The 16,855-nt window shown below is 72.2% G+C and carries 17 protein-coding genes; 8 read left to right on the plus strand and 9 right to left on the minus strand.

Features of this window, described 5'->3' with window-relative positions; all coding sequences use genetic code 11:
- Positions 1-676: CarD family transcriptional regulator (locus tag GXW76_RS21355; RefSeq protein ID WP_246514587.1), on the plus strand; the 676-nt coding region annotated here is incomplete at its 5' end.
- Positions 677-837: 161 nt separating this feature from the next.
- On the opposite strand, the gene GXW76_RS21360 is transcribed toward GXW76_RS21355, so the two are convergent.
- The 6 genes from GXW76_RS21360 to GXW76_RS21385 all read right to left on the minus strand — a co-directional run bounded on the left by GXW76_RS21360 (position 838) and on the right by GXW76_RS21385 (position 8,497).
- Positions 838-1,680, minus strand: a complete 843-nt coding sequence (locus GXW76_RS21360; RefSeq protein ID WP_211864132.1) for a hypothetical protein — start codon at positions 1,678-1,680, stop codon at positions 838-840.
- Positions 1,681-1,824: 144 nt separating this feature from the next.
- Positions 1,825-3,405: a hypothetical protein gene (locus GXW76_RS21365; RefSeq protein ID WP_211864133.1), complete on the minus strand. Its 1,581-nt coding sequence runs from the start codon at positions 3,403-3,405 to the stop codon at positions 1,825-1,827.
- A 209-nt stretch (positions 3,406-3,614) separates the two neighbouring features.
- On the minus strand, positions 3,615-4,406 hold the full coding sequence (locus GXW76_RS21370; protein WP_211864134.1) for a Bax inhibitor-1/YccA family protein: 792 nt from the start codon (positions 4,404-4,406) through the stop codon (positions 3,615-3,617).
- Positions 4,407-4,583: 177 nt separating this feature from the next.
- The gene (locus GXW76_RS21375) at positions 4,584-5,186 is read right to left on the minus strand and encodes a hypothetical protein (RefSeq protein WP_211864135.1); all 603 of its coding nucleotides are present in this window, start codon (positions 5,184-5,186) and stop codon (positions 4,584-4,586) included.
- 84 nt (positions 5,187-5,270) lie between these two features.
- Positions 5,271-7,769 carry an ABC transporter permease gene (locus GXW76_RS21380; RefSeq protein ID WP_211864136.1) on the minus strand — a complete coding sequence of 833 codons (2,499 nt, stop codon included), beginning with the start codon at positions 7,767-7,769 and terminating at the stop codon, positions 5,271-5,273.
- On the minus strand, positions 7,769-8,497 hold the full coding sequence (locus GXW76_RS21385; protein ID WP_211864137.1) for an ABC transporter ATP-binding protein: 729 nt from the start codon (positions 8,495-8,497) through the stop codon (positions 7,769-7,771). The genes GXW76_RS21380 and GXW76_RS21385 overlap by 1 nt, the downstream gene beginning before the upstream one ends.
- 76 nt (positions 8,498-8,573) lie before the next feature.
- Here GXW76_RS21385 and GXW76_RS21390 point away from each other — a divergent pair, with 76 nt between their 5' ends.
- The 7 genes from GXW76_RS21390 to GXW76_RS21420 all read left to right on the plus strand — a co-directional run bounded on the left by GXW76_RS21390 (position 8,574) and on the right by GXW76_RS21420 (position 13,684).
- Positions 8,574-9,176, plus strand: a complete 603-nt coding sequence (locus tag GXW76_RS21390) for an arylesterase (protein ID WP_338151010.1) — start codon at positions 8,574-8,576, stop codon at positions 9,174-9,176.
- 73 nt (positions 9,177-9,249) lie between these two features.
- Positions 9,250-9,801, plus strand: coding sequence for an RNA 2',3'-cyclic phosphodiesterase (gene thpR / locus GXW76_RS21395; RefSeq protein WP_211864139.1), 552 nt, complete (start codon positions 9,250-9,252; stop codon positions 9,799-9,801).
- A gap of 43 nt (positions 9,802-9,844) precedes the next feature.
- The gene (locus tag GXW76_RS21400) at positions 9,845-10,222 is read left to right on the plus strand and encodes a DUF2946 family protein (protein WP_211864140.1); all 378 of its coding nucleotides are present in this window, start codon (positions 9,845-9,847) and stop codon (positions 10,220-10,222) included.
- Positions 10,223-10,281: 59 nt separating this feature from the next.
- Positions 10,282-10,740: a copper chaperone PCu(A)C gene (locus GXW76_RS21405; protein WP_211864141.1), complete on the plus strand. Its 459-nt coding sequence runs from the start codon at positions 10,282-10,284 to the stop codon at positions 10,738-10,740.
- 16 nt (positions 10,741-10,756) lie between these two features.
- A complete protein-coding gene (locus tag GXW76_RS21410) occupies positions 10,757-11,884 on the plus strand; it encodes an ABC transporter substrate-binding protein (RefSeq protein ID WP_211864142.1) in 1,128 nt (375 codons plus the stop codon).
- A complete protein-coding gene (locus GXW76_RS21415) occupies positions 11,872-12,921 on the plus strand; it encodes a FecCD family ABC transporter permease (RefSeq protein ID WP_338151011.1) in 1,050 nt (349 codons plus the stop codon). Before GXW76_RS21410 ends, GXW76_RS21415 begins: the two co-directional genes overlap by 13 nt.
- A gap of 10 nt (positions 12,922-12,931) precedes the next feature.
- Positions 12,932-13,684 (plus strand): ABC transporter ATP-binding protein, encoded by a 753-nt coding sequence (locus GXW76_RS21420; protein WP_211864143.1) that lies wholly within the window; start codon positions 12,932-12,934, stop codon positions 13,682-13,684.
- 8 nt (positions 13,685-13,692) lie between these two features.
- Here GXW76_RS21420 and GXW76_RS21425 read toward each other — a convergent pair whose 3' ends face one another.
- From GXW76_RS21425 to GXW76_RS21435, 3 genes are all read right to left on the minus strand, one after another.
- Entirely contained in the window at positions 13,693-14,535 is an 843-nt protein-coding gene (locus tag GXW76_RS21425; protein ID WP_211864144.1) for a MipA/OmpV family protein, read from the minus strand.
- Positions 14,532-15,221: a methyltransferase domain-containing protein gene (locus GXW76_RS21430; RefSeq protein ID WP_211864145.1), complete on the minus strand. Its 690-nt coding sequence runs from the start codon at positions 15,219-15,221 to the stop codon at positions 14,532-14,534. The genes GXW76_RS21425 and GXW76_RS21430 overlap by 4 nt, the downstream gene beginning before the upstream one ends.
- Positions 15,222-15,289: 68 nt before the next feature.
- Positions 15,290-16,468 carry an enolase C-terminal domain-like protein gene (locus GXW76_RS21435; protein WP_211864146.1) on the minus strand — a complete coding sequence of 393 codons (1,179 nt, stop codon included), beginning with the start codon at positions 16,466-16,468 and terminating at the stop codon, positions 15,290-15,292.
- Positions 16,469-16,855 lie beyond the last annotated feature (387 nt).

Raw genomic sequence — 16,855 nt, forward strand, 5'->3', positions numbered from 1 at the left:
TGCGCCTCCGCCGCCGGCCCCGGCGCGCGCAGTGGCGCCGCCCCCCGTGCCGCGCGGTGCGCCGATTTCTTTGCCGCCGCCGACCCACCGGCCCACCGCCTCCCCGCTGGCATCCGCCACCGCGAGCCGCGCCGCACCTCGGCCGAAGGAGGACTTCAAGGCCGGCGACTACGTCGTCTACCCAACCCATGGCGTCGGCCAGGTCCAGGGCATCGAGACGGTCGAGGCCGCCGGCTACTCCCTGCAGGTCATCGTCGTGACCTTCGAGGAGAACCGGATGACGCTGCGCGTCCCGGTGAACAAGGCTGCCTCCTCGGGGCTGCGCAAGCTCGCCGCTGGCGCCAACATGCAGCAGGCGCTGGACACGCTGAAGGGCCGCGCGCGCATCAAGCGCACCATGTGGTCGCGCCGCGCACAGGAATACGAGGCGAAGATCAACTCCGGCGACCCGATCCAGATTGCCGAGGTGGTGCGCGACCTGCACCGCAATGCCGGACAGCCGGATCAGTCCTTCTCCGAGCGGCAGATCTATGAGCAGGCGCTCGACCGCCTCGCGGCCGAGGTTGCCGCGATCGACAGGTCCGACAAGCCGGCCGCGATCGAGAAGATGCTGACCTATCTCGGCAAGGCCGAGAAGGGCGAGAAGGCGGAGAAGGCTGCCAAGATCGAGGATTGAGTCCCCTGGCCGGACTCACGCCGGCCGGGATCGGTGATGCGAGCGGCCCGTTTCACCGGCCTCCGGGGCCTGTTGTCTTGCCCTGCACCTCGCGGGGCGCCGCAAATCCGCACAACCTGGCTGTGCCGGACCCGCGACTGGCAGCATTCGAGGGCGGCCGGTCAGGATATGGGACGTCCGGTTGCATCCGCGGTGGTGGGGGTTGGATGGCGTCCGCCCGCCCGGATGCGCGCCTCGAGGGCCTGAAGTTCCGACCAGTTGAGAATCGCCTCGGCCTTGTCGGGCGCGCTCGGAACCAGCCGGCACGGGCCGGCGACGCCCTCCGGCCCAGGGATGCCGATAAGGTCCGCGAGCTGCAACGGGACCCCGGGCGCTAGCGAAGCCCCGGCGACGAAGTCGGGGTAGGTCAGTTCCAGATAGGCCCCATGGCCGCGGAATGCCCGGCGGACGAAGTCGCGCGCCGTCAGGATCGCGCGCATCTCGCGCTCCGCCGCGCGCAGGTCGATCGTCAGGCGCAGGGCGCGCTCCGCCTCGCTCAAGGGCTCCCGCCGGTGGTAGCCGCGGTGATTGGCGATCAGCCGGCTCGCGACGCAATCCGCGACGCTCTCCCGCACCAGGTGCAGCACGGCGGCGCCGCGGGCGCGCAGCACGCGGCAGATCACGCTCTCCCCTTCCCCGCGGACCGGCCAGGTCCAGATGCCGGAAAGCCCCCCGAGCGTGTTGTACATCACGTCGAGATGGGCGATCCGCCCAGCCTCGGCCGCGCGCGCCGCCAGGCTGTCGAGGAAGGCGTCAAGCATCGCCTCGATCTCGGTGCCGCGGAAGGCGAAGCCGGGATGCCCGGCGATCCAGGCGGCGGCGAAGGCAGGGAAAGGCGTCGCCGGTGGAGGCGGCTTGAAGGGCTCCCCGAAGGAGCGGAGCCGCGTTCCGGCGTTCAGCGCGGCGCCGAGGAACTTCGTCCCGCTGCGCTGGTTGGCGATGGTGACGAGCAGCGGCCGGTGCATGCTGGGGAATAGTCACGCTGCGCGGCGCCGGACAAGCCGGGCGTCGGCGTCATGCCGGCGGCAGCGATCGCAGGCTCGTGGTGGGTGGTCGCCACCGCCCCGCCAGCCGGCGTGCGGATACGCCCGGCGATAATGCCGGACGCATCATTCCGCTGCCTGCGCCAGCGCAGAGGTCATCCCGCGGGCGGCTTGCCGTGGCGCGAGCGGGAGCGGTGCACCGTGCAGCGGCCGGAGGTCGGCCGGTGTCAGCAGGTCCCGGTAGTGGCCGAGGCGGCGGGCGAGCCGCGCCCCATAGAAGCGCGGCAGGTCGCCGCCGCCGCCGGCGTGGAAGGCCCGCATGGCGGGGTCGCTGCGCAGCAGGTCGCGCACTGCGCGCATCTCGGCGATGCCCCGCCGCACCGCGGCAGTCCGGGCGAGGCGGGCCAGCCGCAGCGCCAGCGGATCGCGCAGCGCCAGGCGCCGGAGCGTGAGAGGCAGGGAGACGGAATCCTCCATCAGCGGCACCAGCCGTTCGTAGAATTCCGCAGGCTCATACTCCCGCGGCACCATCGCGAGGTAGGGCGAGCCGTAAAGCGCCAGCGGCATTGCCTCGAGCAGCCTGCCCTCCCGCTCCGCCGCTTCGTGCAACGGCGTCCCGCCATGGGGCGTGGCGATGTCGATGTTCGGCCAGACGAAGGGAAGCCGGCGCATGAAGTCGCGCATGAGCGCGAAGGGTTCGCTGCCCCGGTCAGCATCGAGGCCGAGCACGACATCAGCCTGCAACCCGGGGACGTGGCGGCGCAGAGCCATGAATGCATCGGCCGGCAATCCGGCCCGATCCGGCCCGGCGGCTGCGCCGAAGGGCACATCGCCGCCGTGCTCCGTCCAGGCCCCGATGCCCGGCGCGACGTGAAGGCAACCGGTTTCCGCCAGCCGCCGCTGCCGTGCGGGGGTGAGCATCCCCATCGGGCACCGCATCAGGTAGCGGCTGCGGTGCGCGCGCGGCACCGCCTCGAGCAGGTCCAGCGTCTGGTCCAGGTGGATGCCGAGATCGTCGTCCTGGAAGCCGAGCAGCGTGCGGGGGAAGCGGCGCGCGACGAAGGCGAGATCCGCCGCCAGCGACTCGGCAGGCCGCGGGAGACTGGCGCAGTCCCGCTCGGTGCGGTGGGCGCCGCCCCAGGGAGAGCCGGTGCCCGCCTGGAGCGGGATCACGGTCGCCAGCCGCGGCCGGCCCTGGTCGAGGATGCTGGCCTCGAGTTCGGGCAGGCGCTCTTCGATCGAAGGGAGGTCCGCGGGTGGGCGCTCGCTCGCCAGGACGGTACCGGGGCGTGGATCCTGGCCGAGGATGTCGGCGAGCAGGGCGCGGTCGCAGCGGGTGACCGTGACGTCGAAGAAGCGGGCGCAGTCGCGCGGGAAGCTGGCGGCATGCGGCCCGCCGATCACCGTCCGCACCCGGCGCTGGCGATAGAGCCGCGCCAGGGCATAGGCCAGGGCGCTGCTCTGGCTGCGGGTGGAGATGAAGACGATGTCGGGTTCGCCTGGCAGCAGCTCGGTCGGGTCGGCCTGGCCGTACCAGGTGGCGTAGGTGACCCGGTGCCCCATCTGCCGCGCCCAGACCGCGACGGCCTGGGGCATGACGCTGGCGAACCGGCGCTTGAACGGGGCCACGCCGGGCAGGTGGGCCCATTCGGATGCCGCCGCGCAGGGGAGCAGTTCCAGAACGCCGACGTTCAGCGCGCGCGCCATCGCGGTTTCCTTATGTGGCCGCGTCGAATGTGGACGGCGAATCGATAGCGCGACGCGGCCAGAACCACACGGTTACGTGACCACTAGGATGCATAATTTTTATCGTCAATCCCGCAATTGATCTCAAAAAGATGAATCAATCGCGCAAAATAAAAAAGCCCTGGGGATCTCTCCCCAGGGCCCTTGCCCGCCCGAACAGGGCGGTCAGGTCAGTCGCCCTGCCGCTGGCCGAACAGCGAGAGCAGCATCTGGAAAAGGTTCACGAAGTTCAGGTAGAGCGCCAGCGCGTCCAGAACGCTGCGCTTGCCGGCTCCATCGGTCCCCTCCGCATAGGCATAGGCGAGGTAGTCGGCCTTGATGCGCTGCGTGTCGTAGGCCGTGAGGCCGACGAACACCACCACGCCGATGATGCTGATGGCGAAGGCCAGCGCGCTCGAGGCGAGGAGGATGTTCACCAGGCTCGCGACGATGATGCCGATCAGGCCCATCATCATGAACGACCCCATGCGCGTCAGGTCGGCCTTCGTGGTGTAGCCGTAGAGGCTGATGCCCGCGAACATCGCCGAGGTCACGAAGAAGGTCGTGGCGATCGACTGGCCGGTGTAGCGCAGGAAGATGTTGGACATGCTGGCGCCCATCGCCGCGGCGAAGAGCCAGAACAGCAGCTGCGCGGTGGTCTTGCTGATGCGGTTGATGCCGAAGGACAGCACCAGCACGAAGGCGAGCGGCGAGAGCATCGCGGCCCAGCCGAGGATCGTCGGCTGCACCACGCGCATGCCGTTCGCCGCGCGGCCCACGGACCAGAACAGGTTCATCAGGTCGGGAGAATTGGCGATGACGTACGCGACGATGCCCGTCAGCAACAGCCCCGAGGCCATCCAGTTGTAGACCCGGAGCATGTAGGACCGCAGCCCGGCATCGACGGCGGCCGCGTCGGCGGTCGCGGCGCGACCCCAGCCAGGCGCACCCGTCGTGAATCGAGTGTCGGGACCAAAGGCCATGACGTTGAAGACTCCTCCTGTGGGGGATGATTCCCCCTGCGTCCTGAATATGGAGATTTCGTCATTCCGATCAACAGGAGGTTTGCTTCAGCCCCCCCCCCGGATCGGTGCACCGCCCCCGCCGCTGGGCGGGGGCGGAACGGGGCGCCGGCACGATGAGGCCGGCGCGCCCTGGCGTTACTGGTTGGCCGGCTCGACCGAGAGCGCCATGGCCTCGGCGATCACGACGTTGACCTGCTGGCCTGGGCGGACGGTGCGGATGAAGGCCTGCATCTCCGGCGAGCGGACGGCGACCGTGCGGCGCACGCCGCGCGGGCCGGTGAAGGTCACGGTGTTGTTGGTGGCGTCGACGCTGTTCACCGTCACGGTGGCGCGGGTCGTGCGCACCACGGCGCCGGCCGGACGCTGGCCGGTCTCGGCGCGGGCGACGCCGACGGCCTCCTCCGGAGGCAGGCTGGTGCCGCGCGGCGCCAGCTGGACGGCGACGGCTTCCTCGAAGCGGACGCGGACATGGTTGCCGCGGCGGATCTGGGCAAAGTTCTGCACGTCCGGCCCGGCCGTCACCGTCACGCGGCCCTCGCTCGGGGTGCGGATGGTGACCTGGCGGGTGCGCGCGTCCACGCGCTCGACCACGCCAACCGCTTCCTTCGCCGTGGAAACCACGGTCGGCGCCGGCGGGGTAACCGGCTGCGGCGGGGTGGATGCGCAGGCGCCAAGGCCCAGCAGCGGCAGGGCGATGATCGCGGCGAGCTTCAGGCGCGCGCGGGGAGAATGCGGCATGGCAGTTCCTCGGTGTGGCTTCGGCCAGATGGTTCCGGCCGCGCGACTGTAACGGAACGGAACGCGGCGCAGTAGGGGCCCTGATCACTCGTTGCGCAGCAGCGGGGCCGCCCTGGCGCGCAGTGCGAGCGCCGTCCCGGCGTAGCCGAAGGCGAGCGTCAGCGCCGTGCAGGCCAGCACCGTGACGGCGAGCGTCCCCGGCAGGAAGACCCATTCGCCCCCCATGACGAAGCGCACGACACCCCAGGCCGCGGCGGTGCCGGCGGCGGCGGCGATCACTCCCGCCGTCACGCCGAGCAGGCCGAACTCCACCAGGAACGCCCGGCGGATCTGTGCCCGCGTGGCGCCGACCGTCTTGAGCACCACCGCGTCGCGCACCCGCCGCCGCTGCCCCGCCGCCACCGCGCCGGCCAGCACCAGGGCCCCGGCGGCGAGCGTCAGGGACGCGGTGGCCGACAGCGCCGTGCCGATGCGCCCCAGCAGCGCCGCCACCTGCTCCAGCGCGTCGCGCACGCGGATGCCGGAGATGTTGGGGAAGGCCTCGCTGATGGCGCGCAGCACCGCGCCCTCGCGCGCCGTGTCGGACCGCAGGGTGGCGATGTGGGTGTGCGGCGCGGCCTCGAGCAGGCCGGGGGAGGCGACCAGCACGAAGTTCAGGCCGAGCCCGCGCCATTCGATGTCGCGCAGGCTCGCGATCGTCAGCGGGATGTCGCGGCCGAGCACGTTGACCGTGATCGTGTCCCCGAGCCCGATCCCCCAGCCGCGCGCCAGGTTGGCGTCGAAGGAAACCAGAGGCGCACCGCGGTAATTGGGCGCCCACCATTGCCCGGCGACGATGCGGGTGCCCTCGGGCGGGGTCTCAGCATAGGTCAGGCCGCGGTCGCCGCGCAGCGCCCAAGCGGTCTCGGGCGTGGTGCGCACCTGCTCGGCCGGCACGCCGTTCACCGCGACGATGCGCGCGCGCAGGGACGGCACGCGCTTGACCTCGCTGACCGTCGGCTGCGCCGCGGCGACGCGGTCGAAATCGCGCGCCTGGTCGGACTGGATGTCGATGAAATAGAAGTTTGGCGCCGCGGCGGGCAGTTGCTCGGAGATCTGGCGCCGCAGGTTGCCCTCGATCAGCGCCACGGCAGCGAGCGTCGTCAGCCCGATGCCGAGCGAGACCAGGATCAGCGGCGTCGGTGCCCCTGGCCGGTGCAGGTTGGCCAGGCCGAGCCGCAGCGCCGGCCGCCGGACACCGCGGAAGCGCCGGGCCAGCGCCATCAGTCCGAAGGCCCCGAAGCGGAACAGCAGGAGCGTGCCCAGCGCCCCGCCGACGAAGAACATGGCGAAGGCGCGGTTCTCCGCCGTGCCGATCACCAGCGCCCCCAGCAAGCCGCCCGCGGCCACCGTCCCCGCCACCAGTGCGAGGCGCGGGCGCGCGCCGGACGGCTGGAGCGTGTCGCGGAACAGCGCCGCACCGGGGATCTCCATCGCCCGGCCGAGCGGCCAGAGCGCGAAGGCGACCGCCGTCAGCAGCCCATAGAGCGCCGCCAACCCCAGCACCTGCGGGTAGAGCGCGAGGCGCGGAGGCACCGGCAGCGCGTCGGCCAGCACCGCCGCGCCGGCCGCCGTGAGCGCGAAGCCGGCGACCAGGCCCACGGCGATGCCGAAGGCCGACAAAGCCAGCACCTGCATCAGGTAGGTCGCGAAGATCACGCCGCGCGAAGCGCCGAGGCAGCGCAGCGTCGCGATGGTCCGCGCCCGCTGGTCGAGCCAGGACTGCACGCCGGTCGCGACGCCGATGCCGCCGACCAGCAGCGCCGTCAGGCTGGCGAGCGTCAGGAAGAAGGCGGCCCGGTCGACGAAGCGGTTCACCGCCGGCGCCGCGGCATCCGAGGTGCGGACGCGCCAGCCATTCTGCGGGAAGGCCTCGCGCAATGCCTCGGCCACCGCGCGGCGGTCGGCGCCCTCGGGCAGCGCCAGGCGGTATTCCCAGGTGACCAGGCTGCCCGGCTGCACCAGCCCCGTCGCCGGCAGGTCGGCGAGCGCGATCATGGCGCGCGGGCCGAGGATCGACGGGCTCGTCACCTTGTCGGGCTCGGCGGCGATGACGCCGCGCAGGGTGAAGCGCGCATCGCCGAGGCGGATCGTGGCCCCCGGCTGCACGCCCAGCCGGTCGGCCACCACGCGCTCCACCGCGATCTCGCCCGGCGCGAGGCGGCCCGGGGGGTCGAGAACGAATTCGCCGAACAGCGGATAGGCCGCGTCCACGGCCTTGAGTTCGACGAGCGTCCGCTCGCCATCGGGCGCCACCGCCATGGCGCGCATCGCCGTCACGCGGGAAAGCCGCGCCGCGCGCGCCGCGAGCCAGTCCTGCGCGGCCCCGGGCAGGGGTCCCTGCTGGGAGGCGACCTCGACATCGCCCCCCAGGATGCGCGCGCCGTCTGCGTGGATGCCGGCCTCTACGCCCGCGCGCAGCGTTCCCACGGCCGTGATCGCGGCAACGCCGAGCGCGAGGCAGGCGAGCACGATGCGCAGCCCCTTCACGCCCCCGCGCAGGTCCCGCCGCGCGAAGCGCAGCGCGAGCGACAGCGTGCCCATCAGCGCGCGCCGTCGGCGACGATCCGCCCGTCCTCGATGCGCACCTGGCGCTCGCAGCGTGCGGCCAGCAGCGGATCGTGGGTGATCAGCAGCAGCGTGGTGCCGAAACGCTCGCGCAGGCCAAAGAGCAGATCCATGACGTGGGCACCGGTGCCGCGGTCGAGGTTGCCGGTCGGCTCGTCCGCCAGCAGCAGGTGCGGTCGTGCAACGAAGGCACGGGCCAGGGCGACGCGCTGCTGCTCCCCGCCCGAGAGCTGGCCGGGATAATGCGTCAGGCGGTGGCCGAGGCCGACGCTCTTCAGCGCCTCCTCCGCCCGGTCGAAGGCATCGGCACGGCCGGCGAATTCCAACGGCACGGCGACATTCTCGATCGCGCTCATGGTCGGCACCAGGTGGAAGGCCTGGAAGACGATGCCGACATGCTCGCGCCGGAAACGGGCGAGCGCGTCCTCGTCCATCCGCGTCAGGTCGTGCCCGGCGACGGTCAGCGTCCCGCCCGTCGGGCGATCGAGTCCCGCCAGGAGCATCAGCAGCGAGGTCTTGCCCGAGCCGGACGGCCCCACGATGCCGACGGCCTCGCCTGCCCCCACGGTCAGGTCCACGCCGCGGAGGATATTGATCTCCCCGGACTGGGCCCTCACCTTGAAGGCCAGCCCGGCGGCCGCGATCAGCGGCGATCCGGCGGGCGCCCCGGCGGGTCCCGGGGCGTGGTGTGGAAGGGCATCCATGTCGTTTCTGGTTCCGCGGCTTCCGGACCGATATGGGCGCCGGTCCGCCATCCGCCAACTTTCGGCCTGTATCGGAGTGTTGCCGCTGCTCGCGGCGAGGCCCGCCGCGGCGCGCGAGATCCGGCTGATGATGCTCGGCGATTCCATCACTGCCGCCTACGGCCTGGCGCGTGGCCAGGGCCTGCCGGCGCGACTCGAGGCTGCTCTGCGGGAGAAGGGCCACCAGGTCCGCGTCATCGATGCGGGCGTCTCGGGCGACACCACCGCGGGCGGAAGGGCGCGGCTCGACTGGGCGCTGGCGGACCAGCCTCAGGCGGTGATCGTCGCGCTGGGCGGCAATGATGGGCTGCGCGGCATCGAACCGCGCGCCACCGAGGCGAACCTTGCCGCCATCCTCGATGCGCTGAAGGCGCGAGGCTTGCCGACGATGCTCGCCGGCATGCTGGCGCCGCCCAATCTCGGCGCGGATTACGGGCGGGACTTCGCGGCCACCTTCACGCGCCTTTCACAGGCCCGGCCGGACGTCGTGTTCTATCCTTTCCTGCTCGAGGGCGTCGCCGGGAACCCCGAGCTGAACCAGCCCGACCGCATCCACCCCAATGAGGCTGGCGTCGCGGAACTGGTCCGTCGCATGCTTCCGGTGGTCGAATCGCTGCTGGGCCGGGTGCCGGCGGGCTGACCGGCCTCTGTTCGCGGGGGTGGCAGGCCCCCTGGAAGGCGGACAGCGGCGGCACTGTGAAGGGGGCAAGTCCATGCTGCGCCTGTTTGTCGCCCTCGCCCTTCCCTCCGAACTGCGCGAGCGGGTGGCGACCCTCGTCGGCGGCATCCCCGGCGCGAAATGGGTGCCGCCGGAGAACTACCACCTGACCCTGCGCTTCATCGGCGAAATCGAGAACTGGCGCGCGCAGGAGGTGGACGACGCGCTGACGGCCATCCGCGGCAATGCCTTCGACCTCTCCTTGCGCGGCCTCGGCACCTTCGAGAAGGCCGGGCGCATCCATGCGCTCTGGGTGGGGGTGGAGCGCAACGATGCCATGACCCACCTGCAGGGCAAGGTGGAAACCGCGCTGCAGCGCATCGGACTGCCGCCGGAGCGCAAGCGCTTCTCGCCGCACCTGACGATCGCGCGCACCGAGCGCGCGCCGCCCGAGAAGGTCATCTCCTTCGTGCAGGCCCACAACCTCTTCCGCGCCGAGCCGGTGCGGGTGGAGTACTTCACCCTCTTCTCCTCCCGCCTGGGCAAGGAGGCCTCGGTCTACACGCCCGAGGTGGAGTACGACCTCGCCGTCCGCGCGGCGGCGTGACGCCGTCCTTGCCCGCGTCTCGCGCGGGGTCTAGGTGAGTCGCGTGTTCCGCCGCCTTCGCCCCGTTGCGCGCCTGATCGCCGCAGTCCTGCTGCTGCAGGTCGTGCTGGCTCCGGCGCATTGCCTGGCGATGGCGACGGTGCCCGCAGCGCTCGAGACGGTGCTCTGCTCCCCGGACGGGATGCGCACCATCCATCTCGGACCGGACGGGCAGGAGATGTCGGGCCATGCGCCGGACGAAGGCTTCTGCCCAGGATGCCACGGACTGCCGCAGGTGGTGCTGCCGGAACCGCTTGCCGTTGCCCTGCCGGTGATGACGGTCGCCACGGGGCCTGCCTGGCACCCCGCAGCGCCGGAGGCCCTGCCGCCGCCGGCACGTGGGCCTCCCTCCGGACCACGCGCACCACCCGCCTTCGGCTGACACCCCACGCGCACGGCGACCGCTGCGCGCGCCTCCACGTCATTCCGAAGGATAATCCCATGTTGCGTCGCACGATCCTCGCCGCCCTGCCGGCCGCCCTCGCCCTCCCCGCCCAGGCCCACGACTACACGGCCGGCGACATCGCCATCGGCCATCCCTGGTCCCGCGCCGCCGGTGCCAATGCCACCGGCGCCGGCTTCATGCGCCTGCGGAACACCGGGACCCAGCCGGACCGGCTGCTCTCCGCCTCCGCCTCCATCGCCCGCGCGGTCGAACTGCACACCCATGTGCGCGACGGCGACGTGATGCGCATGCGCCCGGTCGAGGCCATCGTCATCGCGCCCGGCGAGACGGTCGAACTCCGCCCCGGCGGGTATCACGTCATGCTGGTCGGCCTGGCCCAGCCGCTGGTGCAGGGCACGCGCGTGCCGCTGACGCTGCGCTTCGAGCGGGCGGGCGAAATCCAGGTCGAACTCGCGGTGCAAGCCGCGGGCGCCCGCGGCGACAGCCACCACTGACGGCGGAGGCACCGCCATGACCCGCGCGCATCGACGCGCCTTCGGCCGGCGGCCCCTGCTCGCCGGGGCCGCGCTGCTGCCCGCGGCGCCGGCGCTCGCCACGACCCGCACCGTCACCGACGCGCTGGGGCGCGAGGTGGTGGTCGGCGCGCGCCCCGAACGCGTCGTGGTGATGTTCAACTATGAGGAGTTCACCGCCGTCGCCGGCCCCGAGGCGTGGGGCCGCGTGGTCGGCATGAACCGCATCGTCTGGGAAGGCTGGCGCCCGGCGATCTTCTCCCGCTACCGGGCCGCCATCCCGCGCCTTGCCGGCCTGCCCGACGTGGGCAACACCGACGAGGGCACCTTCGCGGCCGAGAAGGTGATCGGCCTGCGGCCGGACCTCCTGATGATGCCGGCCTGGGCCTGGACGGCGGCGCAGACCGCACGCCAGCAGATCGCCGCCGCGGGCATCCCGGTCCTGGTCTTCGACTACAACGCGCAGACCCTGGAACGACACGTCGCCTCCACCCGCGCCATCGGCGCGGCCATGGGCACGCCGGAACGGGCCGAGGCGCTGGCCGAGCGCTACCGCCGCAATGTCGGCGGCATCCTCGAGCGTGCCGCGCGCGCGTCGGGCGGGGTGAAGCCGCGCGCCTATATCGAACTCGGCCAGGGCGGCGCCGAGGTGGTCGGCAACAGCTACGCGCCGGTCACGATGTGGGGCCGCATCTTCGACCTGCTCGGCGCGTTCAACATCGCGGAGGGGCGCATCCCGGGCAGCTACGGGCCGATCGCGGCCGAGGCGGTGCTCGCCGCCGACCCGCAATTCATCTTCATCGGCGCTTCCTCGTGGGCGAACCGGCCACGCGCGGTCCGCACGGGCTACGACGTGCCACCGGATGTGACGCGGCGGAGCCTCGATCCCTATGCGGCCCGGCCAGGCTGGGGGAGCCTCAGCGCGATCCGATCCGGCGAATTGCACGCCATCGAGCACGGGCTCTGCCGCACGCTCTTCGACGACACGGCGATGCTCTACATGGCGAAGCGCTTCTGGCCCGGCGCCTTCGCCGATGCCGACCCGGTCGCCGCGCTGGCCGAATACCACGCGAGCTTCCTGCCGGTGCCCTTCTCCGGCACCTGGATGCTCCCGTGGCGGGGCTGAGCGCGGCCTCGCCGGAGACGACCTGGCGCCACCGCTCGGCACGGCGCGCGGCGGCGTTGGCGGCGGGACTTGCCGCACTGGCCATCTGCGTGACGCTGGATGCGGCGACGGGGCCGGCGATGCTCACGCCGGCCGCGGTGGCGCGTTCGGTCCTTCGCCTCGCCGAAGATCCGATGGTGGATGCGATCGTCTGGTCCATCCGCCTGCCGGTCGCGCTGATGGCCGTCGTGGTCGGCGCGGCGCTCGGCACCACTGGGGCGGTGATGCAGACGGTGCTGAACAACCCGCTCGCCTCCTCCTACACCGTCGGCATCTCGGCCGGGGCGGGGTTCGGGGCGGCGCTGGTGATCGTGCTCGGCACCTGGCTGCCGGTGGCGGAATCCGTTGCCGTGCCGGTCTCCGCCTTCCTCTTCGCGTCGCTGGCCTGCACCTGCGTGTGGCTGCTCGGCGGGCTGCGCGGCGCGACGGCGGAGACGCTGGTGCTGGCCGGCATCGCGCTCATGTTCCTGTTCCAGGCGCTGCTCGCGCTGCTGCAGTTCATGGCCTCGCCCGAGGCATTGCAGCAGATCGTCTTCTGGTTGTTCGGCAGCCTGCAGCGCGCGACCTGGGCGAAGCTCGCGATCGTCGCCGGCATCCTCGCGGCGCTCGCGCCCCTGCTCGCCCGCGACGCCTGGGCGCTGACGGCGCTGCGCCTCGGCGAGGACCGCGCCGCGGCACTCGGCATCGGCGTGCGCGGGCTGCGGCTGCGCGCCCTCGCCATCGTCGCGGTGGCGACCGGTGCGGCGGTTGCCTTCGTCGGCACCATCGGCTTCGTCGGCCTGGTCGCGCCGCATCTCGCGCGCATGCTGCTGGGGGAGGACCATCGCTGGCTGCTGCCGGGCTCGGCGCTCGCCGGGGCGCTGCTGCTCTCCGCCGCCTCGGTGGCGAGCAAGACCGTCTCTCCGGGCGCGCTCTTCCCCATCGGGATCGTCACCGCGCTGGTGGGCGTGCCCTTCTTCGCCTGGCTCGTGCTGACGGCACGGCGCGCGCATTGGTAAGGGGCGCGCGATGAGGCTCTCGGTCCAGGATCTTTCGGTGCGCTACGGCTCCAGGAAGGCGCTCGACGGCATCCGCCTCGATGCGCGTGGCGGGGAGGTGCTGGCGCTGATCGGGCCCAACGGCTCCGGCAAGTCGTCCTTCCTGCGCGCCGTCGCCGGGCTGCAGCGGCATGGCGGCACCGTCTCGCTGCAGGGCGCGACGCGGGAGGCGATCGGCTTCCTGCCGCAGGACAATGGCGCGCGGGCGGCGCTGACCGTACTCGAGACGGTGCTCCTCGGCCGTCGCCGCGCGCTCGGCTGGCGGGTGCCGGAAGCCGAACTCGCCCGCGCCGGCGAAGTGCTGCGGCGCCTCGGCATCGCTGCCCTGGCGGGACGGCTGCTCGGGGAACTCAGCGGCGGGCAACGGCAGATGGTGTTCCTCGCGCAGGTGCTGGCCGCCGAACCCGCGGTCCTGCTGCTGGACGAACCGACCAGCGCGCTCGACATCCGCCACGCGCTGGCGCTGCTCACGCTGTTGCGCGACCTGACGCGGCAGCGCGACCTGGTGACGGTGGTCGCGATCCACGACCTCAACGCCGCAGCGCGCTTCGCGGATCGGATCGCGCTGCTGCGGGAGGGGCGGCTGCTCGCGGCAGGCACGCCGCGCACCGTGCTGACGGAGGAGGCGATCGCCCGGGCCTACCGCGTCGACGCGCATGTCCACGAGGCACCGGACGGGCACATCGCCGTCTCGCCCTGCCGTGCCCTGGACGAAGCCGGCTGACCGGCCGTTCAGTCGAAGGGCTGGGAGGACGCATCGACGGTCGCTTCCGACCGCCAGAAGGAGAAGGCGAAGCCCGCGACGACCGAGACGTTCCAGTCGCTGCGGAAGAGCGGGCTGTCCGCATTCGCCGCGCCCGAGAAGTTCTCGATGCGCCCGCCGGCGACGACGGAAAGCCGCTCGGTCAACGGCAGCCGGTAGGACACCGACAGGCGCGAGCCGACATAGCCCGCCTTCCCGTCATAGGCGCCGCGGCCGGGCCGGACGAATTCCGGGTCCACCTGGTAGAAGTAGTCCGCGTAGCGTTCCGTGCCGAAGACCACACCCGCCGAGAGCCGCAGCCGCGCATGGGGCGACAGGAAATGCGCCTGCTCGTAGGCGATGTCCGGCGCGAAGGTGAAGCCGCGGAAGGAGACCGAGGTCCAGTCGGTCGAGAACACCGCGCGCACCGGGGTGTCGAGCACGATGCGCCGCGGGCTGGCCTCGTCCTCGCCTCGCCAGAGGGTGAATCGCAGCGTTGGCCCGATCTCCCCCACCCATTCGAGGTCCGGCATGCCCTGCCGCGCCGTCACGTCGTTGGACGACGCATTCACCCCGCCCGAGGCGCTGACCGAGAGCTCGATTCCGTCCGCGAGATTGGCGCGCGCGCGCAGCCCCTGGTCGTCGGCGCGGAAGATGCTGCCGCGATAGATGAAGTAGGGCACCGCCAGGCCGCGCCACTGGTTCTGGTCGGATGCCGGATAGGCCGGCAGCCAGCCGCCGCCGCCGGCGACGCCGAGTTCGAACACCGGCAGTTGCTGCGCCCGGGCCGGCACGGCGAGCAGGAGCAGGACGGGGAGGAATCGGCGGATCATGAGCGTTCCGCCACCAGAAGCACATTCGGCAATGGTGTGCCAGCCCAGCAGGGCACGAGGGTCACCGCGTAACCCGCGCCTTCCAGCGGCGCGGCGAGTTGCCGCAGCGGTCGCGGCGCCACCGCCCCCGCCAGGCCGAGGTCACCGCCAAGCAGGCGGCGGACACGCTCCATCGCGAAGCCGAAGGCGCTGCGCCAGCCGCGCTGCGGGTCGAAGGCGCGGATCAGGATCCGGCGCGGCTCGGCGGCGAGGATGCGTGCGAGCAGCGCATCCTGCACCGCGGGCGGCATCTGCAGCAGCACGTCGATGAGCAGGACCGTGTCGCAGGCCGGAATCTCCGCCGTGGCCAGGTCGGCCGTGGCAAAGCGGGCCGGCAGGTTGCGCGCGGCGGCATTGCCCGCGGCGATCTTCGCGGCGTCGAGGTCGAGGCCGGAGACGCGCTCCGCCACGCCCGCGAGCAGCAGCGCGATCGCCAATTGCCCGCGACCGCAGCCAAGGTCGAGCACATGGCCGAGGTTGCGGTTCGCGAGCAGCACGGGGACCACCGGGTCGGCCCGCAGCTTGCCGCGGACGAAGCCCTGCGTGATCCGCCCGGCGTAGCGGGCGGCGATGGCGGAAGGAAGGTCGGGGGGAAGGGAACTTCCCCCCGAGCCCCCCAACCTTCTTTGGGAGTTGGAGACTGACATTCAGGGCCCGGCGCCAGGAAATCAAAGAAGGGAGGGGGAGCGGGGGAGGTTCCCCTCCCCCGCGCTTGTCACAGGTCCTTCAGAACCGCCCACAGGTCGTTCTTCGCCTCGAACCCGATCCCCGGCATCTCCGGCATACGGATCCGCCCGTCCACGACAGGCGTCGTGCTGGCGAAGCCACCAAAGGGCGCGAAGACCTCCGGGTAGGATTCATTGCCGCCGAGGCCGAGCCCCACCGCGATGTTCAGCGCGAACTGATGCCCGCCATGCGGCACGCAGCGCCGCGGCGACCACCCGTGTTGCACCAACATCTCCAGCGTGCGCAGGTATTCCACCAGGCCATAGGAGAGCGCCGGGTCGAACTGCAGGATGTCGCGGTCCGGACGCAACCCGCCATGCCGGATCAGGTTCCGCGCATCGAGCATCGAGAACAGGTTCTCGCCCGTCGCGAGCGGCGGTCCGTAATGCTCGGCGAGCGTCGCATGCGTCGCGTAGTCGAGCGGGTCGAGAGGCTCCTCATACCAGCGCAGCTTCAGCGGCTCGAGCGCCGCGCCGTAGGCCAGCGCCGCATGCAGGCCGAAGCGGCCATTCACGTCCACCGCGAGGCGCGACCCGTCGCCGTCCAGCAGCTCCAGCACCGCCTCGATGCGCGCGAGGTCCTCGCGCAGCGCGTCCTTGATCGGCGTGCCGGGCGCGCCGCCGATCTTCATCTTCACCGTGGTGTAGCCGAGGCCGAGGTAGCGCTTCATCTCCTCGACCAGCGCATCCACGCCCTTGCCGGGGTAGTAGTAGCCCCCGGCGGCATAGACCCAGGCGGCCTCGTCCGCCTCCCCGCCCCGATGGCGGTCGGCCAGGAGGCGCCAGAGCGGCTTGCCCTCGAGCTTCGCCGCCGCGTCCCACAGCGCCATGTCGAGCACGCCGACCGCGACGGAGCGGTCGCCATGCCCGCCGGGCTTCTCGTTCCTCATTATCGCTGCCCAGGCACCGGCGACGTTCAGGCTGCCGTCGGCGGCGGCGAGCACCTTCTCGTCGCAGCCCTCGAGGCGCGGCACGAAGCGTTCCGCCAGCAGGCCCGGCTGCGCGTAGCGGCCATTGGAATTGAAGCCGTAGCCGGTGGCGCGCTTGCCGGCACCGTCCTCGACCGTGATGGCGACGACGCTCGCCGTCATCTTGGAGAAGTCGATGTAGGCGTTGGCGATGGCGCTGCTGATGGGCACGACGCCCTGGCGGATGGAGGCGATGCGCATGGGAGGGCGTCCTCGGCTGGGGAACGGACTCTCGCAGGGCAGGAAGGCCCGGTGAAGAGGGCCGCCCCCTATAGCCGCTTCGGCCGGAGCCGAGAATCCGCCGCCAGCGCCGCCCGAACGTCACGCAGGCGCCCTATCCGGCCGCCTCCGTGGTCACTGCGCGCCCTGGCGTCCTGAAGGCCACGCCGGGAGCGTCCCCTGCGGCCACGCCGCAGGGTTCGGAAGAATGAGGGGCTTCCCCCCTACTCTCAGTTCCCGCGGCGCAGGAAGGCCGGGGCCGGCGATCCGTCGCGGAAATCGCCTTCCCGCCAGGAGCGATCCCTGCGCGGCGCCTCGCCCGCAGGGGCTGCGGCGCGGCGGCGCGGGGCCTCGCCCGCGGTGCGCGCC

It is taken from the genome of Neoroseomonas soli, from assembly GCF_018129065.1.
Taxonomy (GTDB): Bacteria; Pseudomonadota; Alphaproteobacteria; order Acetobacterales; family Acetobacteraceae; genus Neoroseomonas; species Neoroseomonas soli.